Raw genomic sequence first — 21,106 nt, 5'->3', positions numbered from 1 at the left:
CAATTAACCCAGTGCAACGTCGGTACGGGTCGAGAAACGGTAACCGGTGCCACGTACAGTCTGTACATAGCGGTCAGCGCCATAAGGTTCAAGCACCTTGCGTAGGCGACGGATATGCACATCAATAGTCCGGTCTTCAATATAGACGTTGCCACCCCAAACCTGATCCAGCAATTGCGCACGGGTATAAGCACGTTCCGGATGGGTCATGAAAAATGCCAAGAGACGATATTCAGTGGGTCCCATGTCCAGTATAGTACTGCCAAAATTCACGCGCTGACTGACCGGATCTAATACCAATCCGTTAGCATCAATGGATTTTTCACCGCTGAGGGCATTGGAACGACGCAGGACGGCTTTAATGCGTGAAACCAGCTCACGGGTCGAAAATGGCTTGGTCATATAGTCATCGGCACCGGCATCCAGTCCCTGAACCTTATGATCTTCTTCACCACGCGCGGTCAACATGATGACCGGAATTTCGGACAGGTTTTCATCACGTTTCAGACGACGACAGAGATCCACACCACTCACGCCACCTGGCATCATCCAGTCCAGCAAAATTAATGCTGGACGCTGGTCCACAATCATTTGATGAGCCTGCTTGGCATCTTCTGCCTGTAAACATTGAAAGCCCGCCATATCCAGAGCAGTATGGATCATTTCACGAATCGGCAGTTCGTCATCAACAATTAGAATGTAGTCATCTTTCACAGCGCAATACCCTATTTCATGCAAACGGTGGACCGTTTTATATTTATGACAGGCTTATTACAAAGATTAATTATGACAGTATCATTGCAGAATAGGTAGTTCCGGGGCCTTTCGCAAAGATTTGTCACAATTTAAACTGTTATTTTATAAGAGGGTCTTAATTCAAAATCTTGTAGATCACTGAGAGCTAGATCTACGTAGACCTTATCCTGATTTAAAAATTATCTAACCGGATCCGCCGGTTTTTCTGTACCCAAAGTATCTAGTAAAGCAAAGAATACCAGACTACAGGAAGACAGAATTTCTTCCAGTGACTGTTTAAAGCCGCTCATGACCCAACGAATGGCAATCTGGGTAACATAACCATTGAGTCCGGTCGAGACCAGGGAAATCTCTCTTTCAGAACGATTCAGGTTCGGCATCATCAGCATGACAAAGGCCTGAATCATACGGTCGAAACGGCCCATGGTTTCATGAATCGTGGCCTGATTATGCAGTTCTTGAACCAGCATCGCATCGATATAAATAATTCGTGCCATACCCGGATTGTCACGTAAGGTCGTCAGCAAGGCAGTCAGACCGGCTTCGATCATTTTCTTTGGATCAGAAGAAGCCTGCATCATGGCTTGCATGACATTCTGCTGTAACTGGTCAATCAGCTTGAGGAAAATAGTCTGGAACAGATGTTCGCTTTTCTTAAAGGATTCATAAAAATAACGTTCAGTCAGTTTGGCTTCGTTACAGATATCCTTCACAGTGACCGAAAAGAAACCATGACGACCATACGCCTCGATCCCGGCCTCAATCAGCTTTTCACGACGCGCCTGCTGACGCTCAGCCATGGAAAGTCCTTTAAACTGGCGTTCCTTACTTTTACTTGCTAGTTTTTGTCCTGAATTTACTACATCCGTCATAAAGACCATAGACTCATGTGCTTGAGATTTTAAGTATCTTATCAATAAATCCGGCTTTGACCTATGCTGAAATTCAAACCTGAAAATTGGCCCGTAGAGACATGCTGGAATTATTGACAATATGGATTGTCAAAACTATATTGAAACAGTGTGCTGTATCCCTATGCGACAGAAAAACAGGCTGTCATGGAAGGGCAGTGTTTTAATCAAGGAAATTCAATGAAAAATTTTAATAATAAGGTCGCGGCCATTACAGGTGCAGGTTCAGGTATCGGCCAGCAACTTGCGGTGCTTTTAGCAAAGCAGGGCTGTCATTTAGCTTTAAGCGATGTGAATGAACAGGGTCTGGCTAAAACAGTTGAGCTGTTGAAAGGTACTGATGTTCGTGTCACGACCAAAAAGGTTAATGTGGCTAATTTGGAAGAAATGCATGCTTGGGCCGCTGAGGTCGAGAAAGATCATGGCAGCGTGAATATGATCTTTAACAATGCTGGCGTGGCCCTTGGTTCTACCGTAGAAGGTGCCAGCTATGAAGAGCTGGAATGGATTGTAGGCATTAACTTCTGGGGCGTAGTTTATGGCACTAAAGAGTTTCTGCCTTTAATCAAGAAAACCGGTGATGGTCATGTCATCAATATTTCCAGTCTGTTTGGTTTAACTGCCCAGCCAACCCAGTCTGCTTATAATGCCACTAAATTCGCTGTGCGTGGTTTTACCGAATCCTTGCGTCAGGAACTGGATATGGAAAACTGCGGGGTAAGCGCACTCTGTGTACACCCAGGCGGAATCCGTACCAATATCGCCATTGCAGCGAAAATGAATGACAGTATTCGTAGTCTGGGAATGCACCCGGAAAAATCTGCACAGAATTTCAATAAGCTGCTGCGTTGCCCACCGGAAGAAGCAGCCCGTCAAATTCTGGAAGCGGTACAAAAAGATAAACGCCGTCTGCTGATTGGAAATGATGCCAAAGCGATTGATTTAATTCAGCGCCTTATGCCAACTGGCTATCAGAAAGTCACGGCTTTAGCTACCCGCCTCGGCAAGCAGAAGAAAAAGTCAGCTTAAAACACCCTGATCAAAGCCCGCGTAAGCGGGTTTTTTTATGCCCGAAAACTTAAGCAGCTAAAGTATTTTATAAATCAAAAATGGTGCATAAGAATGTCAATAAATTGACAGCGTTAGATAAGCCGATTCGGCATGATGATTTTACAGACCGAAGGTCGACATAATTATAGATAGAGGAAATGATCATGGCTTATGAATACAAACACATCCAGGTTCAACCAATTGGTGGCCGTATCGGCGCTGAAATCCAGGGCATAAAACTGTCAGCGGATTTGGCTGATGAAGTGGTGAATGAAATCAATCAGGCATTATTGCAGCATAAAGCGATCTTCTTTAAAGATCAGCAACATCTGGATGATGTCGCTCAAGAAGCCTTTGCAGCACGTTTAGGCACGCCGTTAAATCACCCGACTGTGCCGGTAAAAGATGGCTCTGCACATATTCTGGAAATTGATTCACGTGGTGCACGTGCAGACAGCTGGCATACGGACATCAGCTTTATTGATGCTTATCCAAAAGCTTCTATTCTTCGTAGCGTGGTTGCACCCGCAGTAGGTGGCAATACCGTATGGGCAAATACAACCGCTGCCTACAATGATTTACCTGAAGAACTGAAAACACTGGCGGATAGCTTGCGTGCGATTCACAGCAACAACTTTGACTATGCTGCAAAAGTCAGTGTTCCAAAAGAAGCTTTGGAAAAATATAAAAACTACTTCAATTCAACTGAATATGAAACTGAACATCCATTAGTACGCGTTCATCCTGAAACAGGTGAAAAAACCTTGTTATTGGGCCATTTCTTTAAGAGCTTCGTCGGTTATAGCTCAAGTGAATCACGCCGTTTATTCGACCTGTTCCAAAGTTATGTAGAGAAGCTGGAAAATATTGTCAGCTGGCGCTGGAGTGCAGGTGATGTGGCGATCTGGGATAACCGTGCAACGCAACACCGTGCGATTAATGATTATGGTGACCAGCACCGTGTAGTACGCCGTGTAACTTTAGAGGGTGATGTGCCAGTCGGTGTGGATGGCCGTCCAAGCCGTGAACTGCGTAAAGATGTCAAGCAGGACATTAGCAACTTCCGCTATAACAGCGAAGACGGTATTTATGAAAAAGTTTCATAAGTAATTCTTATTCAATTGGAAACTTTGCATATAAATAGCTAAAGAATCAAGAATAAATGATTCGCCAGTCATTAATGATCCATCTAATATTTAAATAAAATATAGGGTGGATCATTTTATGAAAATTCATACTGCAAAAAATAATGTGGATTATGACATATTAAAAAATATATTTAAAAATATCTCTGAGGATAAGCTGGATTATATTTTAAAATATTCAACGATTCGAAAATATCAAAAAGGCGATTTGATATTAAATAAAGAAAATTGCCATACTGCTTTATATATATTGCTTGATGGGATTATCCAGATTGGATATTTAAGCCCATCAGGTCGTTTTCATGCCTTTAATTATTTCTCGGAAAAGCATCTGATTAACCTGCTTCCTTGCCTCAATACACAAGTGATTGATTATGATTATTATGCTTTTAATCAGGTCAAGGTCCTGCAAATTCCACAGCATATATTTATAGAAGAAATAAATGATAACAATCACTTAAAGCAGGATGCTTTAAATATTCTCAGCCGTCGGATGCAATATCTGATCCAGCAGGTTAAATTCCTGCAAGTCGCTAATTTACATCAAAAAGTATGCAAGGTTTTGCATGACCTTTCGATTCAGTACGGTCGATCTCATCCTCTGGGAACTGAAATTAAACTCAAGATCTCCCAGCATGATTTAGCAGATTTACTCTCTGCTTCACGCCAAACCATTAATAAAGAAATAAAGAATCTGGCCAGTCAAAATATTCTAGATTGGCAATATGAAAATATCGTGATTAAAAACAAAGAATATTTAAATTATCAGATTAACTGGATTTAAAATAATATTTTTGGATTTTATAAAATAATATATCAAAATCTATTTATATTATTTTTCTGCATATTAAAAATCATGCATATTAATTCCAACCAAAACAACAGGAATTAATAATGACAATTCAATCTATTAATGTGCGTAACCAGTTAAAAGGTACTATTCAGGAAATTGTAAAAGGTGATGTGGTTTCTGAAGTCGATGTGGTGACTGCTTCAGGTATTTTCACTTCGGTAATTACGACACGTTCTGTAGAAGAGCTGGATTTGCAGATAGGAAGTCAGGTGATTGTACTGATCAAATCGACTGATGTTTCACTGGCAAAACTGTAGGTGTGTCGATTGTATGAAGCAATATTTTAAACAAGGGGCAACGGTACTGACTCTGCTAAGCGCGAGTATTGGCTTAACGCATGCAGATGCGGAGGTAGGTCAGTTACAACAACAGGTCAGTCAACTCGAGCAGTCATTAAAACAATTAAAAACCCAGTTAGCGCAGATTCAGAATCAGAACGAAGCCGTTACAGAAGCCACTACTGCTGATGAGGCTGAACTATCTGCTGATGCAGAAACTGAATCTGATGATGACCAAAGCTTTGTGACACGTGCCGAGTTGCAAGGTCTGCAAAGCGATCTGGAAAACTATAAATATCAGGTACAACGTGACCGCGATACCAAAACGGCATTATCAACACGTCAACTGCTGATTAATGGAGTCGTGCAGGCCAAAGCTTCTTATATCGATGAAGCACAGCGCACTCCACCTACGGGTACCAATACCGGGATGGCAGTTCAAGACCGCCACTCTTCGTTTGATTTAGGTGCAGTCCAAATTGGTTTTATTGGCAATCTGTACAAAGACTATGAAGAAGGCAAAAACCTGGATTTCAATCTGCGTTTTGGTACTTCTCCACAGACAGGAACCAATAATAGTTATCTGAACTTATTGGATGCGCAACTGACTTATCACGTATTGCCAACCTTAAGTGCCGACACGGGGCGCTTGAGCGTTACTTTAGGTCAGCAACTGTTACCATTTGGCCAGGAAGTTCAGGCCACTGAAGACCTAAAACCTACCATTAACAATGCCTTGTTCAGTTTGCCGGGCCTAGGTTATGGACTGGCACTGCGTGAAGTCGGCTTGATTGTACGTGGGGATGCCTTACCAACCGTGGACTATGGATATAACTATCGCTCGCCAATGATTAGCTATGCCTTTGGTCTGGTGAATGGTAATGGAGCCAATAAATCGGATGACAATGATGACAAAAACTTTATTGGACGTCTGCGTTATACCTTGCCTGCGGAATATAACTCATGGCTGCGTGAACTGAGTTTTGGTCTGTCCTGGTATCAAGGCAAGAGCAATCTATTTGAAATTGATGGTACCAGCGCGGCCTTTGCTGGTAAGGGCGATGTGCTGCGTAAAGGCTTCGATATTTACTATAACCACCATCCATTCGGTGTGACCTATGAATATGTACAAGGTGAAGATGACACCTACATTTCACAAACTGCACAGACCTATAAGCGTGAAAGTGAGTCGCACACAGGTACCTTGTTCTGGAACTTTGGTGAGCAGTTTGTCAAAGGATTCCGTAATCAGGGCCGTTATGACGACTGGTGGCCAAAGTCTTACCAGGCCTTCTATCGCTACGACACCATTGATCGTGACAAGAATTTAGCCGATCAAACTGTTGATATTCACAGTCTGGGCCTGAATGCATTCTTTGCGGAAACCACCAAGTTTCAGATCAACCTGAACCATGTCAACAATGACATTACAAACAAGAGCTATAACGAACTGGTCGCACAATTCCAGTACGGATTCTAATTTTATATTTTGAGGAATTTTCACATGTTTAAATGGTCAAAAGTATTATTTGCTGGCCTTCTCTCTACAGCAACACTGCTGCCAGCGATTCAGACCTCTGCCGCAGAGGCGAAACCCAGCGTGATCCGTTTTGCTTCGCCGATGGTCGGTACAGGTAATCGCCCTGTAGGTTATGGTAATTACTATGCGACTGCACAGACCTTGGGTTTATTTGAAAAAGAATTCCAGAAAGATGGCATCAAAGTACAATGGAATAACTTTAAAGGAGCGGGTCCTGCGATTAATGAATCTTATGCGAATGGTCTGGTCGATATTACCTGGATTGGTGATTTGCCTGGACTGATTGGCAAAGCCAGTCGTCTGGACACTAAACTGGTCGCCATGGCTGGCTCACAGGATAATACTTATCTGGTGGTAGCACCGGGTTCTCCGGCTAAATCGATTGCTGATTTAAAAGGGAAACGAATAGGCTTCTTTAAAGGAACCAATCTGCATTTATCGATTATTAATGTGGTCAAAAAATACGGATTCAGTGAGAAAGACTTCCGTTTTGTCAACATGGATGGCCCAGTGGCGTATTCCGCTTTAGCCAGTGGTGATATTGATGCAATCTGGAGCAGTAGCTATATTTTTCCTGTAGTCGATCGCGGTATTGCCAAGATTATTTATAGTACCAAAAATGAACCTGATCTCTATAAAACCTCAGGCTATGTACTGGTGAATTCCAAGTTTGAGCAAAAATATCCTGAAGTGGTTCAGCGTGTAGTGAATGTTTTGGTCAAACAAGCGGCTTGGGAAAGCAAGCCCGCTAATAAAGATGCCCTGTTTAAACTCTGGGCAAAATCTGGAATATCGTATAGCAACATCAATAAAGCCCATATTGGGGTAGATCTGAAACGTCATAGTGCCCCGATTTTTGATGCCTATAACGTGTCACTCATTAAGCAGAAGCTTAAAGCGGGTCAAGATTTGAAACTGATTCGCGGTAATGTCGATGTGGATAAATGGATTGAGCCGAAGTATGTCAATAATGCTCTAAAAACACTGAATTTACAGAATTATTGGAAACCTCTCAATGCCAATGGGCAATAACCATCATGCCCTTGAGGAGGTTGAGTGATGTTACAGGAAATCGAGCTTGAAACAGCCAAGACACCGACACAGGACAATGCTGCATCCAGATTGAACCGAAAAAGTATTCTGAATTTTTTAAAACAGAATCAGGTGTTCATATGGGGAATCGGAATCATTTTCCCCATCGCGCTGCTCTATCTGTGGCATGTGTCGGTAGAACGGAACTGGGTGAACCCTTTATTGCTTCCTGCACCTGAACTGGTCTGGGTGGCCTTGAAAGATCTGTATCAAACCGGCGAACTGTGGAGCAATCTGAGTGTCAGCCTGAGCCGGATTGGCTACGGGTTCAGTGCCGGCATTGTACTGGCACTGGTCTTAGGTCTGACTATGGGGCTGTCACGTCGAGCAGAAGCCTATATCTGGCCCACATTCAAAGCCATTAATCTGGTACCCGTGATCGGCTGGATTCCACTGTTAATTTTACTGGTCGGGATTGATGAAGCCCTCAAGATTATTCTGATTGCTAAAGCCGCGCTGGTACCGATGACGATCAATGTATTTAAAGGCGTGCGCAATATTCCACAGCAATTGACCGAAGTCGCGGAAGTTTATCAGTTGAGCACCTGGTCCAGATTTAAAAATGTGGTTCTGCCGGGTGCTTTTATCAGTTTTATCGGTGGTCTGCGTTTATCTCTGGCAAGTTCATGGGGCGCTCTGGTTGCAGTAGAACTGCTAGCTTCAAGTGAAGGGATCGGCTATGTGATGGTCTATGGCCGTCAGATTTTCCAGCTCGATGTGGTGATGGCAACTGTAGTGGTGATTGGACTGGTGGGATTTGGCTTTGACGTCATTATCCGCCTCATACAAAAACAGTTCCGTGGCTGGGATCAGGCTAGATAGAGAGAATATCATGAAAAAAATAGATTATCGCGGCTGGGTCATTCCTCTGGTTCTGTGGGTTGCCTGGTTGATCGTGACCGCAAAACAATGGATTGATCCTGCTTTACTGGCGCCGCCAGCTGCTGTATGGCAGGCCTTTGTAGAAAGCTGGCAGGCAGGCGAGGTGACAGAAAACATTATCGCCAGCCTACTTCGCAACACGGCAGGGTTTATTGCCGGTGGAGTGATGGGTGCAGTGCTGGGTTTGGCCCTGGGTCTAAACGTCTGGCTGGATCGAATCTTTTCTCCAACACTGAATGCCATCAAGCATGTAGCTGTATTTGCCTGGATTCCACTGATGATCATGTGGTTTGGACATGGTGAAGTTTCAAAAGTGATTTTTATTGCCTTGGTGGTGTTCTATCCGGTGTTCTTTAATACCTATGACGGGGTCAAGAATGTGCCGGTCAAAATTAAGGAAGTGGCGCAGATTTTCCAGCTCAGTCCGGTACGTACTTTTTTTAAAGTGATTTTACCCGCAGCAGCCCCAAGTATTTTTGCCGGTTTGAATATTGCGCTGGTATTTTCATGGGTGGCGACTGTGGGCGCGGAGTATTTTTTTGTGTCCTCGGTTGGCGTGGTCAATCCAATCATGGACGGACAGAACCTGTTCCAGATGGAAGTGGTGCTATATGGCATGGCCATTATTGCGATTGTCGGGCTGTTATTTTCCAAGGCAGCACAATTCTTTGAAAACTATAACTTACGCTGGCGTCAGGCGGCCAATAAATAAAAGATGTGAGATAACAACATGAATCAACAGGTGAATATTAAGGGTCATGTCGAGATCCAGAAACTCGACAAGTTCTTCCCTAAAGATGGGGAAGAGTTACAGGTTTTAGATCAGATTAATTTGAATATCCAGCCAGGCGAGTTCATTAGTATTGTCGGTAATAGTGGCTGTGGTAAATCAACCTTATTGCGGCTTTTGGTGGGCCTTGATGCCGAGTTTCAAGGCAGTATTTTGATTGATGGCAAACCGATTCAGGGCACCAGTCTGGATCGCGGTATTGTGTTTCAGGATCACCGTTTGTTCCCTTGGCTGAGTGTCGAGCAGAATGTAGCTTTAGCGCTGGAAAAATCAGGCCTGAGCAAAGCCGAAAAGCAGGAACTCATTGATTATCATCTGGAACTGGTGCAATTGAGCCAGTTTAAAACTGCCTATCCAAGTCAGCTGTCTGGGGGGATGAGCCAGCGTGTGGCAATTGCGCGTAGTCTGGTGAATCGTCCACAAATTTTATTACTGGATGAACCTTTTGGTGCCTTGGATGCCTTGACTCGGGCCAACTTGCAACAGGAATTACAGCGGATCTGGCAGTCGGAAAAGATCACCTCTATTCTGGTCACCCATGATGTAGAAGAGGCGGTATTGTTAGGTGATCGGGTAGTGGTAATGCAACCGCATCCGGGACGAATCAAACGTATTGTGAAAGTGGATCTGGAACGTCCGCGTAAACGTGAAGACTACCGTCTGGCGGCCATTAAAAATGACATCTTGCTTGACTTCCAGGATCAGGTCGAGCTTGTGCCGCATGAATTAGAACAATATAAATTGGCCTGGTAAGCAGAGCCATTTGAATACCCGCATTCGCGGGTTTTTTATTGCCCTAAGCATTGTTGCGATTTGGTTGTTCGGAATATTTTAAATAACGTTTTCTAGAAGAAAAAATTTTAAGTTATTGAAATATATAATTTTATATCTAACTATTAAAATCTATACATGCTTTTGATAACCAAATAAAAAATCAAGATAACTCCTTACCCTAAACTCTTTTATAGTCAAAAGAGTCCTATTTTCAGCAGATCTAAAAGAGACAGAAATTTATCCAAGTTCATAAACAGGATAGATCCAGTCTAGAACAATCATTAAATATGTATTGCAGCAAAAGGTGAGGAAAAATGACGGAGCACTCTCAATGTAGAATCACGATTCAAAATTTATATAAAAGTTATAGCACCGCACCAGATCAGCAGACCCAAGTCCTCGAAGATATTAATCTGGATATTCATGCAGGTGATTTTGTCAGTGTGATAGGGCATGCTGGCTGCGGTAAATCCACATTGTTACGCTTACTGAAGGGCTTAGAGCAGCATCAACAGGGACAGATTCTGATTCAGGGAAAACAGCCAGCTGAACATCTTCCAAATCTCAGTATTGTCTATCAGGATCATCGACTGTTTAACTGGCTCAGTGTGACGGAAAATATCCGCATGGCCTTACATCAAATCCCTTTAAGCAAAGAAGAGGAAAACCGAAGAATTCAGGAACAGCTGGAATTGCTGCAACTGACGCCGTTTAAGGATGCTTATCCATCGCACTTGTCTGCTGGCATGAATCTGAAAGTGGCAATTGCCAAAAGTCTGGTTACTCAACCGGATATTTTATTATTAGATGATCCTTTTGCTGGACTGGACGCGCTAATGCATCATCATCTGCATGAAGAATTACAGCGAATCTGGAAAGCCAAAAAAATTACCGTGATTTTAGCAACCAAAGATATTGCTGAGGCCTTATTGCTGAGCAATTCGGTAGCCGTGATGCAGGCTAATCCTGGGCGAATCGAACAGGTTTTAAAAGTGCCCTTATCTTATCCACGCAAGCACCAGAATACACGTTTACAGCAGTTAAAAAAAGAAATTCTAAAAGTATTAAATTTCTCAATCGTGAAGGATCAACAGCTGCTACTTACAAGCTCTGGTCAGTTTTGCTGGTAGGCTAGGGTCTTCATTCATTTTAAATTAAACAGAAATCAACAGCGACACAACCTCGCCCATAGTTGTCATTTCCACTAGCACCAATTACCCCAGTGCTTAACTTAAAGAAATAAAAAATGCCCTATCGGGCATTTTTTATAATGGATGGTTTAAGAGGCAACCGCAGTATTTTGTTGCGTAATCACATACTGATTTTCTGGCCGTTTCAGTCCTAAGTTTTCACGCAGAGTTGTGCCTTCATATTCGGTCCGGAACAGGCCACGGCGTTGTAGCTCGGGTACGATGAAATCGACAAAGTCATTCAGACCGGCAGGTGTCGTTGGTGGCAAGACATTGAAACCATCAGCTGCTTCATTTTCGAACCATTCCTGTAGTTGGTCGACTACCTGTGCAGGTGTTCCGATCAGCGTCCAGTGACCGCGAGCAGAGGCAATATATTCATATAGCTGGCGAATGCTGAAGTGATGCTTCGCTGCAATTTCGAACATCATTTGCTGACGGCTAGACTTGATCTCAATATCTTTGAGAGGAAATGGGGCATCCAAATCATAGTTTGAAAGATCAATATCACCTGCCAGACCAGACAGTAAGCCCAAACCGACATCTGGATGAATCAGACTGTTCAGTAATTCATATTTTTCTTTGGCTTCCTGTTCGGTTTTAGCCACAAAGACAGAAACCCCCGGCATTACTTTTAGATCATCCGGATGACGGCCATATTTAGCCAGACGACTTTTGACATCACGATAGAAGGCTTGGGCATCAGACAGGCTTTGCTGGGCAGTAAAAATCACTTCGGCATATTTGGCGGCCAGCTCACGTCCATCTTCAGACTGACCTGCCTGAACAATCACTGGATAGCCCTGTGGCGGACGAGGGACATTCAGTGCACTCTGGACATTAAAATATTTGCCGCTATGCAGTGGTTCGTGCTGTTTAGATGCCTCAAAGAAATGACCGTTTTCTTTGTCATAGAGGAATGCATCATCTTCCCAGGAGTCCCAGAGCTTCTGTACAACTTCAATAAATTCATCCGCGCGTTCATAACGGACTTTGGCATCCGGATGTGCACTAAAACCAAAGTTCCGCGCGGTTTCAGCAGAAATAGTGGTCACGACATTCCATGCGGTACGACCCTTACTGATATGGTCTAAAGAGGCATATTTTCGTGCCAACAGATACGGTTCTTCATAGGTGGTAGAAGCAGTTGCAATAAAACCAATATTTTGGGTGACGGCTGAAATCGCTGCGAATAAGGTGACGGGTTCAAAGCCCACAACTTTATCGCTATAACCGATATTCTTATTATGTTTGGAAGCGCCATGACTCCAGTTGACTGCCAGACCATCTGCAAGGAAATAGGCATCAAACAGGCCGCGTTCAGCAGTTTTTGCTAATTCAATCGCATAATCAATGCTTAAATGATCCTGAGGACGAGATTCAGGATGGCGCCAACCTGCCGCATGTTGCGAAGTCGTTGGAATAAAAGCACCCAGTTTAATTTGTCGTTTAGCCATGAGAAGACCTTGTGTTTTTATACAATACACTGCTTATAACAAGGATCTTCATGCCTGAAAAATATAATAAAAATGAATCCATATAAAAAATATGGATTAAGCAGGAAATACGCTCTTTAGAGGTGGTTTACTAAGGTTTATCCAGTAGTTCAGGCCGGAAGATTAAACCAGTGCCTCGATGGTCTTTTTCTTCCAGATAAACTGGTAATACAAGCCTTGCATAATACAAAGACAGACAAAGGCAAGGGCATAGCCATACCAGATCCCTTGTAAACCCCACCAGCGGCTGAACATATAGGCAGCCGGTACTTCAATTCCAATAATGGCAATGATATTGATCAACATCGGGACTGTCACTGTGCCACTGGCCCGCATGATCGAAGCAAAAATTGCACTAGCACCAAAGAACAAAATCGACCATAGGACAATGAAGAGAAGTTGCTGACCCAATACCACGACCTGCGGATCAGTGATAAATAGTGCCATCAGATATTTAGAAAACAGATAAGCCAGAATCACCAGACTACCTGTGAACAAGATATTCATACTTAAGGCAGTTCGGGTCACTTTATTGAGCAAATCATTTTTACCAGCACCAATGGCCTGTGCCCCAAAGACGGAAGCCGCAATGGCAATAGAAAGGGCAGGGAACTGAATATAATTCAGCACCTGATTCACGGCACCATAGGCCGCCGTCGCTTCTGCACCATAACGGTTGACCAGACCTACAATGACCAGACCAGCGACTGAAGTTGTGACCATTTGAACCCCGGTTGGAATACCTAAGCGCAGGATAATCTTGCTGAGCTGGGGCTGATGACGGATATCTTTGATCAACGCCCAGTCTGGTCTTAGAGGATGACGCTTATAATTTAAATAGAGAATGAGAAATAACAGAACAGCCAAGTTGCCCAGAATGGTTGCAATTGCTGGAGAGATGACCCCCATCTTAGGAAAACCAAAATAACCCGCGATCAGGACCGGTGTCACTACCAAGCCCACACCAATCGTTAGGACAGAGGCAAACAGTGGCGTAGTACTGTCTCCAACCCCGCGTAAAATTGAAGTATAAATAATATAAATAAAAATCAGAGGACTACCGGCCAGCATCCATTGCACATAAGGCAAAGACAGGTGCATCACATTCGGATCTGTACCTAATAATTGCAGGATATTTTCAGCAAAAAATACACCCAATAGGGCAATCAGGCTGCCACCAATCAGTGTCATAAACAGGGTAGAGCCAACTACACAGCGCACTTTTTCCAGGTTTCTGGCACCCCAAGCTTGTCCTACCAGAACCGTAGAACCTGCAGAGAGACCAATCACAAAAGCCATCAGACAGAACAGAATCGGGAAAAATACTGCCACAGCGGCAATTGCTTGCACGCCGAGCATTTGCCCGACAAAAACAGTATTAATCGTACCGGACAGGCTTTGCAGGATGTTGGTAACGACCAGCGGTAACAGGAAAATAAAAAATGTTTTCCATAAATTCTGCTGGTGAACCAATGCTTGCTGTGCCATATGACATCCTGTTCTTGATTTTTCATATATTTATCAGGACTAAATTATCCTTGATCCGCATCAAGAACGCCTTAGCTTTTCAGTAACCAATAAGTCTATTTTTTTAAACTTTGGAAAGAATCTGTGCCGCTTCTATTAAGGTTTCATCTTTTTTGGCGAAGCAGAAGCGTAATAAGTGTAAATCTTTAGGCGGCTCCTGATAAAACGCTGATACCGGAATCGCTACAATGCCATGCTGTTCAGCCAGATAGTGACACATCGACAGTGCATCCAGATCAGGACGAATTTCACTGTAATCCAGATTCTGGAAATAGGTACCTTGAGACGGCGTCCAGTGAAAATGGGAATCTGTCAGTGCATGATTAAACAGGTCCCGTTTGGTCTGATAAAAACCGGACAGCTCATGGATATGTTCAGAATGTAGCTGCATATATTCAGTCAAAGCCACCTGAATTGGCGTTACACCACAGAAGCTGACAAACTGGTAAATCTGTCTGAACATCTGCATTAAGGCTGGCGGTGCAACACAGAAACCAGTTTTCCAGCCGGTCACATGAAAGGTTTTACCAAAAGAACCAATCACAAAACTGCGTTCACGGAGTTCCGGAAATGATGCTGCGGAATGATGGCGAACTTCATCAAATACCAGATGTTCATAAACTTCATCGGACAGAACCACGATATTACGATCACGAATCAGTTCAATCAGCTGTTGCCAGTCTTGCTCTGTCCATACCGTTCCGGTGGGATTATGCGGCGTATTCACTACAATCATGCGGGTATGGTCATTGATCGCATCTTTGACCTTATTCCAGTCTACAGAAAAACCAGGATATTCCAGAGCGATATGTACCGGTTTGGCACCGACCAGCTTCACGCTTGGCGCATAGCTATCATAACTAGGGTCAAAAATAATGACTTCTTCACCCGCCCGTACCGTTGCCTGAATTGCACAGAAGATTGCAATCGTTGCGCCAGGGGTAACGGTGATTTCATCTACCGGATCTAGAGTGAGCTGGTCACGATGCTGATAAAGATCAGCGACCAGCCCACGTAATACTGGTAAACCATCACCCGGTGCATATTGATTAAAACCATTTTCAGCCGCCCGACTGAGGGCTTCAATCAATTGCGGTGGAGCAGGAAAATCTGGAAAACCTTGTGACAGGTTAATTGCTCCGAGTTTTTGTGCCAAGGCCGACATAGTACTAAAAATAGTAACGCCCAGATTGGGAAGTTTAGAATGTAACTCAAGCATGTCCTTGGCCTCTGGCTTATCCTGTAATCGAGGATGATGTAGGAGATATAAAGTATTCGGCTTTCAGTGTAGCAGTAAGTGAATCAGCAAATAATCAGAAAAATCGAAAAGGTTGAAACAGAATACATCTTCTATTTCATAAGCATAGAGAATATAAGGTCAGGTTAAGGCTATTCGTGGTTAATTCATGTGAAATAAATACCAAGATGGATTGTTCTAAGCTTATTCCCTAAAATCAGTGCGATAAAAATAACCTCAAATAATAATTATAAAATGCTACAGAGTATTTATACGGTGCTTGAGGGCTTGGGTCTAAGCTCACAGAAGCGTGCACTTCATCTCCGATTTTCCAATGAAATTTTAAATTCTCAGGTTCTGATTCAGCGTATTGAAGGCAGGCACTGGATCAATGAGGGGCTACATGCTGAATTACTTTGTCTATCCACTCATCCCTATATTCCCTTAAAACAGTTTATTGGCTGTCAGGTTGCTGTTGATCAGGTCACTGATCAAGGTGAGCTTTTCCGGACTACAGGTATCATTACCGCAGCTAAACAGGGTCATAGCGATGGTGCTTTAAGTGTCTATCAGCTGACTCTCGAAGATGCGACTTCACTTTGGCATAAACGCCGTAATAGTCGTGTGTTTTTGAATAAAAGTGTCAAAGAAATCAGTGAAATTTTGTTTGCTGAATGGCAAAAGCGAAGTGGCTTATTTGCGCAAAGTTTAAGTTTGGATCTTTCCGGACTAAATCGTGAATATGATGTACGGCCATTGGTCATACAGTCCAATGAAAGTGATTATGACTTTCTGACCCGCTTATGGCGTAGTGAGGGTATTAACTGGCTGATTGATGAAAAGGAATTAATCATTTCAATATCAGCTCGAACCATTCAGCCACAAGTCCTGCGTCTTGTTGATGAGCAGCAATATTTTCAAGCCTTAAAGCGCCGTTCCATCCGCTTCCATCGCAGTCATGCAACTGAGCAATTCGATACTATCACCAGCCTAATTGCTGAGCGCCAATTAGTGCCAAACAATGTTGGATTGCAACGCTGGCAAGCTATAGATCTGGAGCAGGAGCAAAACCAGCAGTTGGTGAATATTCAGCAAAGTAGTGTTCAGGATCATACCAGTTTAAGTCTGGAAGATGTCTGGAACATCAGCCCAGCTTGGACCAGTGACCTAAATAGAGAAGATCAGGCTACATCATCCAGTCCAGCTCAACTGGATCAACTCAGTCAGCAACTTAGTCACTATCATGCCATGCAGTCCAAATATTTTAAGGCCAGCAGTAGTGTTCGTGATGCCCAAGTGGGTTACTGGTTTGAACTGCATGATCATCCCGAAATTGATCAACATCCGTGCAATGAGCGTGAATTTTTAATTTTGGGCAAACACTTCTATAACCAGAATAATTTACCAAAAGACATTTTGCTACAGGTGGATCAGCTCATGCTGTCCAGTCGCTGGAAAGTTCTGGATGACGAGAGACAAGGCAATGAGCTGTATTTAATTCGTCGAGATATTCTGGTGATACCTGAATATCATCCACTACAACATCGGCCAATGGCCTATCCACAACGGGCGAAAGTGGTAGGGCCTGAAGGTGAAACTATTTATATCGATGAATGGGGACGCGTGAAAGTTCGCTTTTTATTTACCCGTAGTGAAGATCATCAGCATGATGGTGGTGCTGGCGCCAATGATAATGACACTGATTCGGCCTGGGTAGATGTGCTAACGCCATGGGCAGGCGAAGGTTATGGCGCCCGATTCCATCCGCGTATCGGGGAAATTGTAGTGATTGATTTCTTCGAAGGGGATATTGATCGTCCCTTTATTGTTGGACGTATTCATGAAGCTGAACGTTATCAAACTATGTTTGATAAGAAGGGCCAATTGCCACTCACTAAAAAACTAAGTGGTATCCGTTCTCAAGAGGTGGGGGGTGAAGGTTTTAACCAGCTTCGCTTCGATGATACAACTGGACAGATTAGTGCACAGCTGCAAAGTAGTCATGGGGTCAGTCAGCTAAATTTAGGAAATCTAAGTCATCCAAAAGAAGATGAGGCTAGCGACGGGCGTGGTGAGGGCTTTGAGTTAAGAACAGATCAATGGGGAGCACTTAGAGCGGGAGCTGGCTTGCTTCTCTCTACCTATAAACAAGAAAATGCCAATGCCAATCACTTAAATGCCAGTCCTGCGAAAAGCCAGCTTGAATCTAGTTTGAATCATAGTAAAGCCTTAAGTGAGATTGCCAAAAATCAGCAAACAGATCCCTTAGAAGGGTTAGATCATCTGAAAAAATTTCTGGATCAGATTGAACAGCAAGATCAAAGCAAGGCTGAAACCTTTAAACAGGCTTTAATGCTGCTGTGCGCACCGAATTCAATTGCACTCTCAACTAATGAAGATCTATACCTTTCAGCTGATCAGTTCGGACTCTGGAGAAACGACGACTTTGTTTAAGGAAATTCCAGTAGGTTGCTTCAAATTTAAGAAAGAAATCATCAATTACGCAAAATAATTCGGTACTATTAAACATCGGGACTAGAGTTTTAAGTTTTATGTGGTAACTCAACTGATGGCTCTAGTCCTCTTATTTTTCAAGTCAATTTTTTATCCGCGATTCGGGTTAAAATATGAAAATACTTAAATCTATAGTAATAATTAGCAGTAGCTTCTTTTCACTATTATGTCACGCAAAAAATATAGATTGGAATGATTACCAGCAAAGTGCTACCCAAATTAAAGAACCAGTTTTATTTCTGGATCAATTTGGTAGATTCTCTCAATTAAATAAAAATTTAAAATTAAGTTTAGTTGATTATGGGGATAAAAACAAAAAATATTCTGGTGGAGATTACATTCTTAAGAGTTATGGCGTCGAAGTTTTAAATAATCAAAAAACTTATATTTTATATCAAGGTACTGTGCCTTTAAAATCAACTGTAGATTTAAAAATACTTTATCAAGATAAAAAAATAGTTGCCTTTCGGATAAGGGAATTTAGTGAATTAGATTATGTGAAAAGACCTTATAAAAAATTTATATCTAACTTTTTTATATATAATAAGTTATCAAATTTAGTTATTGAAGCTCCAGTAGTAAATTCTTCATCTGCTAATTTAGAAAGTGATTACGGGAGTATATTGGCTGGTGATAATTTTTCTTATATTAAAGAAGAGAAAAAATATTTATATAATGCCAATATTAGGGAAAGTAACAGGAAAATTAATGACTATAAATTGATTTTAGATTCAGATTTAAAGTGCTTAACATTTACTCTAGGGTGTGAAAATATTAATTATAGAAATTTTCTTAAAAAATAATTTTTTAGATTGCTACATTATGGAGAATGTAGCAATCACCGACCTTATAAATTTTACCCTTCCAAAACCTCTTCCAGTAACTCCTCACTCGGTGCAAAGTAATACGCACCATCCATTGGAGTCACGAAGTGTAGCAAGCGGTCATGGATCCCATCGCCTGATGTACCAAACATACGCACTAACATGGTATCAATGATTTTCAGGTCTTTGGTATAAGCAATGAAGAATAGACCTTGGTCACCACGACCATCTCCATAAGGTAGAGAGTGACGTAGAATTTCCATTTCCTCGCCTTCCTCATCTTCAACGACAGTACGAGCGATATGCGCATTGGCAGGTTTTACTTCATCCTCGAGCTCAATCGATTCAAGTTTGGTACGACCCATCACTTGTTCTTGAGCATCGACTTTGAGTTTTTTCCATTTATCCAGGTTATGCGCATAACGCTGTGCAAAAATGAATGAACCATCCTGGAAAATGCCCGTATCTTCACCAAGTAAAGCCACTTCAGCTCGATCATCCGGGAATTGCGGATTTTCAGTCCCATCAATGAAACCGGTAATATCACGGCCATCAAAGTAACGGAAGCAAACACGCTCATCTAGTACTTCAACCTGATCGCGAATACCTTCAAAGAAAGACTGACTCAAGGCGAAACAGATATCGGCACGCGCACTGGCAATATGGATCAGCACATCTGCCGGTACCACAGGCATATTAAATGAACCTTGAATTGGCTCTAATTGTTTAAAACCAGCAGGTGCCTGTTCATACAATTTTGACCAGAGTTCAGGACCAAAAGCGACAGCCGTTTTAATTTGCGCATTCGGATGTTGGGTAATCAGGCGATCGCGTGTCGTAAATAGCTCTTTTAATCGTTCCTTAAAATCTTCGATACTGAGATTTTTCAGACGTAAAACAATAAAGCGAGCATGATCTGAAGGTAATGGCAAAATTACAGATTGGGCTGTCATTCATGGCTCCTGTAATAAATTTTCTGTATCCAATCCTGCTATTGTGCCTGAAGCGCTATAGAGTGAATAGTATGCAGTCTGATGTTTAAGCAATTTTTTTGGCTGAAAATATTGGAAAAGTCATATAATTAGATCCTGAATTTGAATGAGTTAAATCTCTATGTCCTATCAAGTCTGGTTTGCTTATATGTTAGCCTGTTGGGTGATCAGTATTTCCCCAGGTGCGGGTGCTATTGCTTCAATGTCGAGCGGACTGAATTATGGCTTTCGACATGGATACTGGAATGCGCTCGGCCTGCAACTCGCCCTATTGGTTCAAATTGCCATTGTGGCTGCCGGGGCAGGGGTATTGTTTGCGACTACACCTTGGGCATTTCTTGCAGTGAAATGGTTTGGGGTTGCCTATTTATTGTATCTGGCCTTTTTGCAGTGGAAAGCACCAGCGCAGTCGATTGAAATTAAACATGAACTCGCACGAAAATCAGCTGGGAAACTCGTCATTCACGGTTTTCTGGTCAATATGAGTAATCCCAAGGCAATTGTATTTTTGCTGGCAGTATTACCGCAATTTCTGGACTTATCTAAACCGCAATGGATTCAGTATGTGATTATGGCCGCGACTATGGTAACGATTGATCTGATTGTGATGGCAGGTTATACCGGTCTGGCTGCTAAGGTTCTGCGTCTTCTGAAATCGCCAAAACAGCAGAAAGTCATGAATCGAACTTTTGCCAGCTTGTTCGCTGGAGCTGCGTTTTTATTGAGTTTGGTGCATCAGTAGGGAAACCTCTCCTTAAAGGAGATGGAATTCAACGATCTCTTAAAGAATCATCTGTAAAAATTCATCTTCAGTCATGACCTCAATATCATGCTGTTTAAATAATGCAGCCGTTACGCCATCACCCTGAATTTTATTGCCAGTAAATGAACCATCATAAATCAGCTTGCTGCCGCAAGATGGACTATTGGCTTTTAAGACTGCATGGGTGACTTGAAATTTCTGTGCTAGTTCCAAGGCAGCATAAGCTCCCTGTATAAAAGCAGTAGATATATCTTGTCCTTGAATATCTGTTACTTGAGCTAAACCTTTAAGAACTTCTAATCCTGTACCGCCTTGAATTTCTGCGGCGGGTCGGGGGATAGGCAAACTACCACTGACTTCAGGGCAAATTGTGACATATTGATCTGGTAGCAAATGATCGACCAACTCTTTTACCAGACAGTCGCGACCATCATAACGGACCTTGTGTCCGAGTAAGCAGGCACTAATTAGATAAAATTTACCTGCCATGTC

At 42.6% G+C, this 21,106-nt stretch carries 19 protein-coding genes and 2 pseudogenes; 13 read left to right on the top strand and 8 right to left on the bottom strand.

Translation table 11 applies throughout. The annotated features are described in order from the left end of the window. Nucleotides 1-3: 3 nt before the first annotated feature. Together phoB and FTV14_RS08905 are read right to left on the bottom strand one after the other, a co-directional pair. The gene (gene phoB / locus FTV14_RS08910) at nt 4-714 is read right to left on the bottom strand and encodes a phosphate regulon transcriptional regulator PhoB (protein WP_166138973.1); all 711 of its coding nucleotides are present in this window, start codon (nt 712-714) and stop codon (nt 4-6) included. A gap of 221 nt (nt 715-935) precedes the next feature. After that, nucleotides 936-1,628: a TetR/AcrR family transcriptional regulator gene (locus FTV14_RS08905; protein WP_171505606.1), complete on the bottom strand. Its 693-nt coding sequence runs from the start codon at nt 1,626-1,628 to the stop codon at nt 936-938. Between the two features lie 219 nt (nt 1,629-1,847). Here FTV14_RS08905 and FTV14_RS08900 point away from each other — a divergent pair, with 219 nt between their 5' ends. The 10 genes from FTV14_RS08900 to FTV14_RS08855 all read left to right on the top strand — a co-directional run bounded on the left by FTV14_RS08900 (nt 1,848) and on the right by FTV14_RS08855 (nt 11,201). Next, nucleotides 1,848-2,696, top strand: coding sequence for an SDR family oxidoreductase (locus FTV14_RS08900; protein WP_179992732.1), 849 nt, complete (start codon nt 1,848-1,850; stop codon nt 2,694-2,696). Nucleotides 2,697-2,881: 185 nt separating this feature from the next. Then, entirely contained in the window at nt 2,882-3,823 is a 942-nt protein-coding gene (locus tag FTV14_RS08895) for a TauD/TfdA family dioxygenase (RefSeq protein WP_180018351.1), read from the top strand. A gap of 118 nt (nt 3,824-3,941) precedes the next feature. Next, the gene (locus FTV14_RS08890; RefSeq protein ID WP_180011599.1) at nt 3,942-4,646 is read left to right on the top strand and encodes a Crp/Fnr family transcriptional regulator; all 705 of its coding nucleotides are present in this window, start codon (nt 3,942-3,944) and stop codon (nt 4,644-4,646) included. Between the two features lie 110 nt (nt 4,647-4,756). Further along, nucleotides 4,757-4,972 (top strand): molybdopterin-binding protein, encoded by a 216-nt coding sequence (locus FTV14_RS08885; protein WP_159124130.1) that lies wholly within the window; start codon nt 4,757-4,759, stop codon nt 4,970-4,972. Nucleotides 4,973-4,985: 13 nt separating this feature from the next. Next, nucleotides 4,986-6,473 (top strand): hypothetical protein, encoded by a 1,488-nt coding sequence (locus FTV14_RS08880; protein WP_180011601.1) that lies wholly within the window; start codon nt 4,986-4,988, stop codon nt 6,471-6,473. 24 nt (nt 6,474-6,497) lie between these two features. Continuing rightward, a complete protein-coding gene (locus tag FTV14_RS08875) occupies nt 6,498-7,565 on the top strand; it encodes an ABC transporter substrate-binding protein (RefSeq protein WP_180053786.1) in 1,068 nt (355 codons plus the stop codon). A 27-nt stretch (nt 7,566-7,592) separates the two neighbouring features. After that, nucleotides 7,593-8,447: an ABC transporter permease gene (locus FTV14_RS08870; protein WP_159124141.1), complete on the top strand. Its 855-nt coding sequence runs from the start codon at nt 7,593-7,595 to the stop codon at nt 8,445-8,447. Nucleotides 8,448-8,457: 10 nt separating this feature from the next. Further along, nucleotides 8,458-9,219 carry an ABC transporter permease gene (locus tag FTV14_RS08865; RefSeq protein ID WP_180002675.1) on the top strand — a complete coding sequence of 254 codons (762 nt, stop codon included), beginning with the start codon at nt 8,458-8,460 and terminating at the stop codon, nt 9,217-9,219. 18 nt (nt 9,220-9,237) lie between these two features. Next, entirely contained in the window at nt 9,238-10,050 is an 813-nt protein-coding gene (locus FTV14_RS08860; RefSeq protein ID WP_166138948.1) for an ABC transporter ATP-binding protein, read from the top strand. A gap of 335 nt (nt 10,051-10,385) precedes the next feature. Next, complete coding sequence (locus FTV14_RS08855) at nt 10,386-11,201, top strand: ABC transporter ATP-binding protein (RefSeq protein ID WP_180053785.1); 816 nt, start codon at nt 10,386-10,388, stop codon at nt 11,199-11,201. Nucleotides 11,202-11,350: 149 nt separating this feature from the next. Here the strand turns inward: FTV14_RS08855 and FTV14_RS08850 are convergent, their stop codons facing one another. From FTV14_RS08850 to FTV14_RS08840, 3 genes are all read right to left on the bottom strand, one after another. After that, nucleotides 11,351-12,718 carry an LLM class flavin-dependent oxidoreductase gene (locus tag FTV14_RS08850; protein WP_180053784.1) on the bottom strand — a complete coding sequence of 456 codons (1,368 nt, stop codon included), beginning with the start codon at nt 12,716-12,718 and terminating at the stop codon, nt 11,351-11,353. A gap of 162 nt (nt 12,719-12,880) precedes the next feature. Then, on the bottom strand, nt 12,881-14,245 hold the full coding sequence (locus FTV14_RS08845) for an MATE family efflux transporter (RefSeq protein ID WP_180053783.1): 1,365 nt from the start codon (nt 14,243-14,245) through the stop codon (nt 12,881-12,883). Nucleotides 14,246-14,348: 103 nt separating this feature from the next. Continuing rightward, a complete protein-coding gene (locus FTV14_RS08840) occupies nt 14,349-15,503 on the bottom strand; it encodes a methionine aminotransferase (protein WP_180053782.1) in 1,155 nt (384 codons plus the stop codon). A 273-nt stretch (nt 15,504-15,776) separates the two neighbouring features. On the opposite strand from FTV14_RS08840, the pseudogene FTV14_RS08835 reads away from it, so the two are divergent. Further along, nucleotides 15,777-17,942 (top strand): annotated as a pseudogene (locus FTV14_RS08835) (type VI secretion system Vgr family protein); the annotation flags it as partial. Here the strand turns inward: FTV14_RS08835 and FTV14_RS08830 are convergent. Continuing rightward, nucleotides 17,932-18,051: pseudogene (locus FTV14_RS08830) on the bottom strand (IS982 family transposase); the annotation flags it as partial. The pseudogenes FTV14_RS08835 and FTV14_RS08830 overlap by 11 nt on opposite strands. A 97-nt stretch (nt 18,052-18,148) precedes the next feature. Between FTV14_RS08830 and FTV14_RS08825 the strand changes: the two are divergent. Further along, nucleotides 18,149-18,838, top strand: a complete 690-nt coding sequence (locus FTV14_RS08825; protein ID WP_159124352.1) for a hypothetical protein — start codon at nt 18,149-18,151, stop codon at nt 18,836-18,838. 53 nt (nt 18,839-18,891) lie between these two features. Here the strand turns inward: FTV14_RS08825 and FTV14_RS08820 are convergent, their stop codons facing one another. Next, complete coding sequence (locus FTV14_RS08820; protein WP_180053781.1) at nt 18,892-19,812, bottom strand: Dyp-type peroxidase; 921 nt, start codon at nt 19,810-19,812, stop codon at nt 18,892-18,894. A gap of 160 nt (nt 19,813-19,972) precedes the next feature. Between FTV14_RS08820 and FTV14_RS08815 the strand changes: the two genes are divergently transcribed. Beyond that, complete coding sequence (locus FTV14_RS08815; protein ID WP_125279444.1) at nt 19,973-20,593, top strand: LysE family transporter; 621 nt, start codon at nt 19,973-19,975, stop codon at nt 20,591-20,593. A gap of 39 nt (nt 20,594-20,632) precedes the next feature. Here the strand turns inward: FTV14_RS08815 and FTV14_RS08810 are convergent, their stop codons facing one another. Beyond that, nucleotides 20,633-21,103 (bottom strand): DUF523 domain-containing protein, encoded by a 471-nt coding sequence (locus tag FTV14_RS08810; RefSeq protein ID WP_180011616.1) that lies wholly within the window; start codon nt 21,101-21,103, stop codon nt 20,633-20,635. Between the last annotated feature and the right edge of the window lie 3 nt (nt 21,104-21,106).

Source organism: Acinetobacter sp. YH12236, from assembly GCF_013417645.1.
Taxonomy (GTDB): Bacteria; Pseudomonadota; Gammaproteobacteria; order Pseudomonadales; family Moraxellaceae; genus Acinetobacter.
Note: the sequence above shows the minus strand (reverse complement) of the source record. Positions and strands in the feature narration are given on the sequence as shown.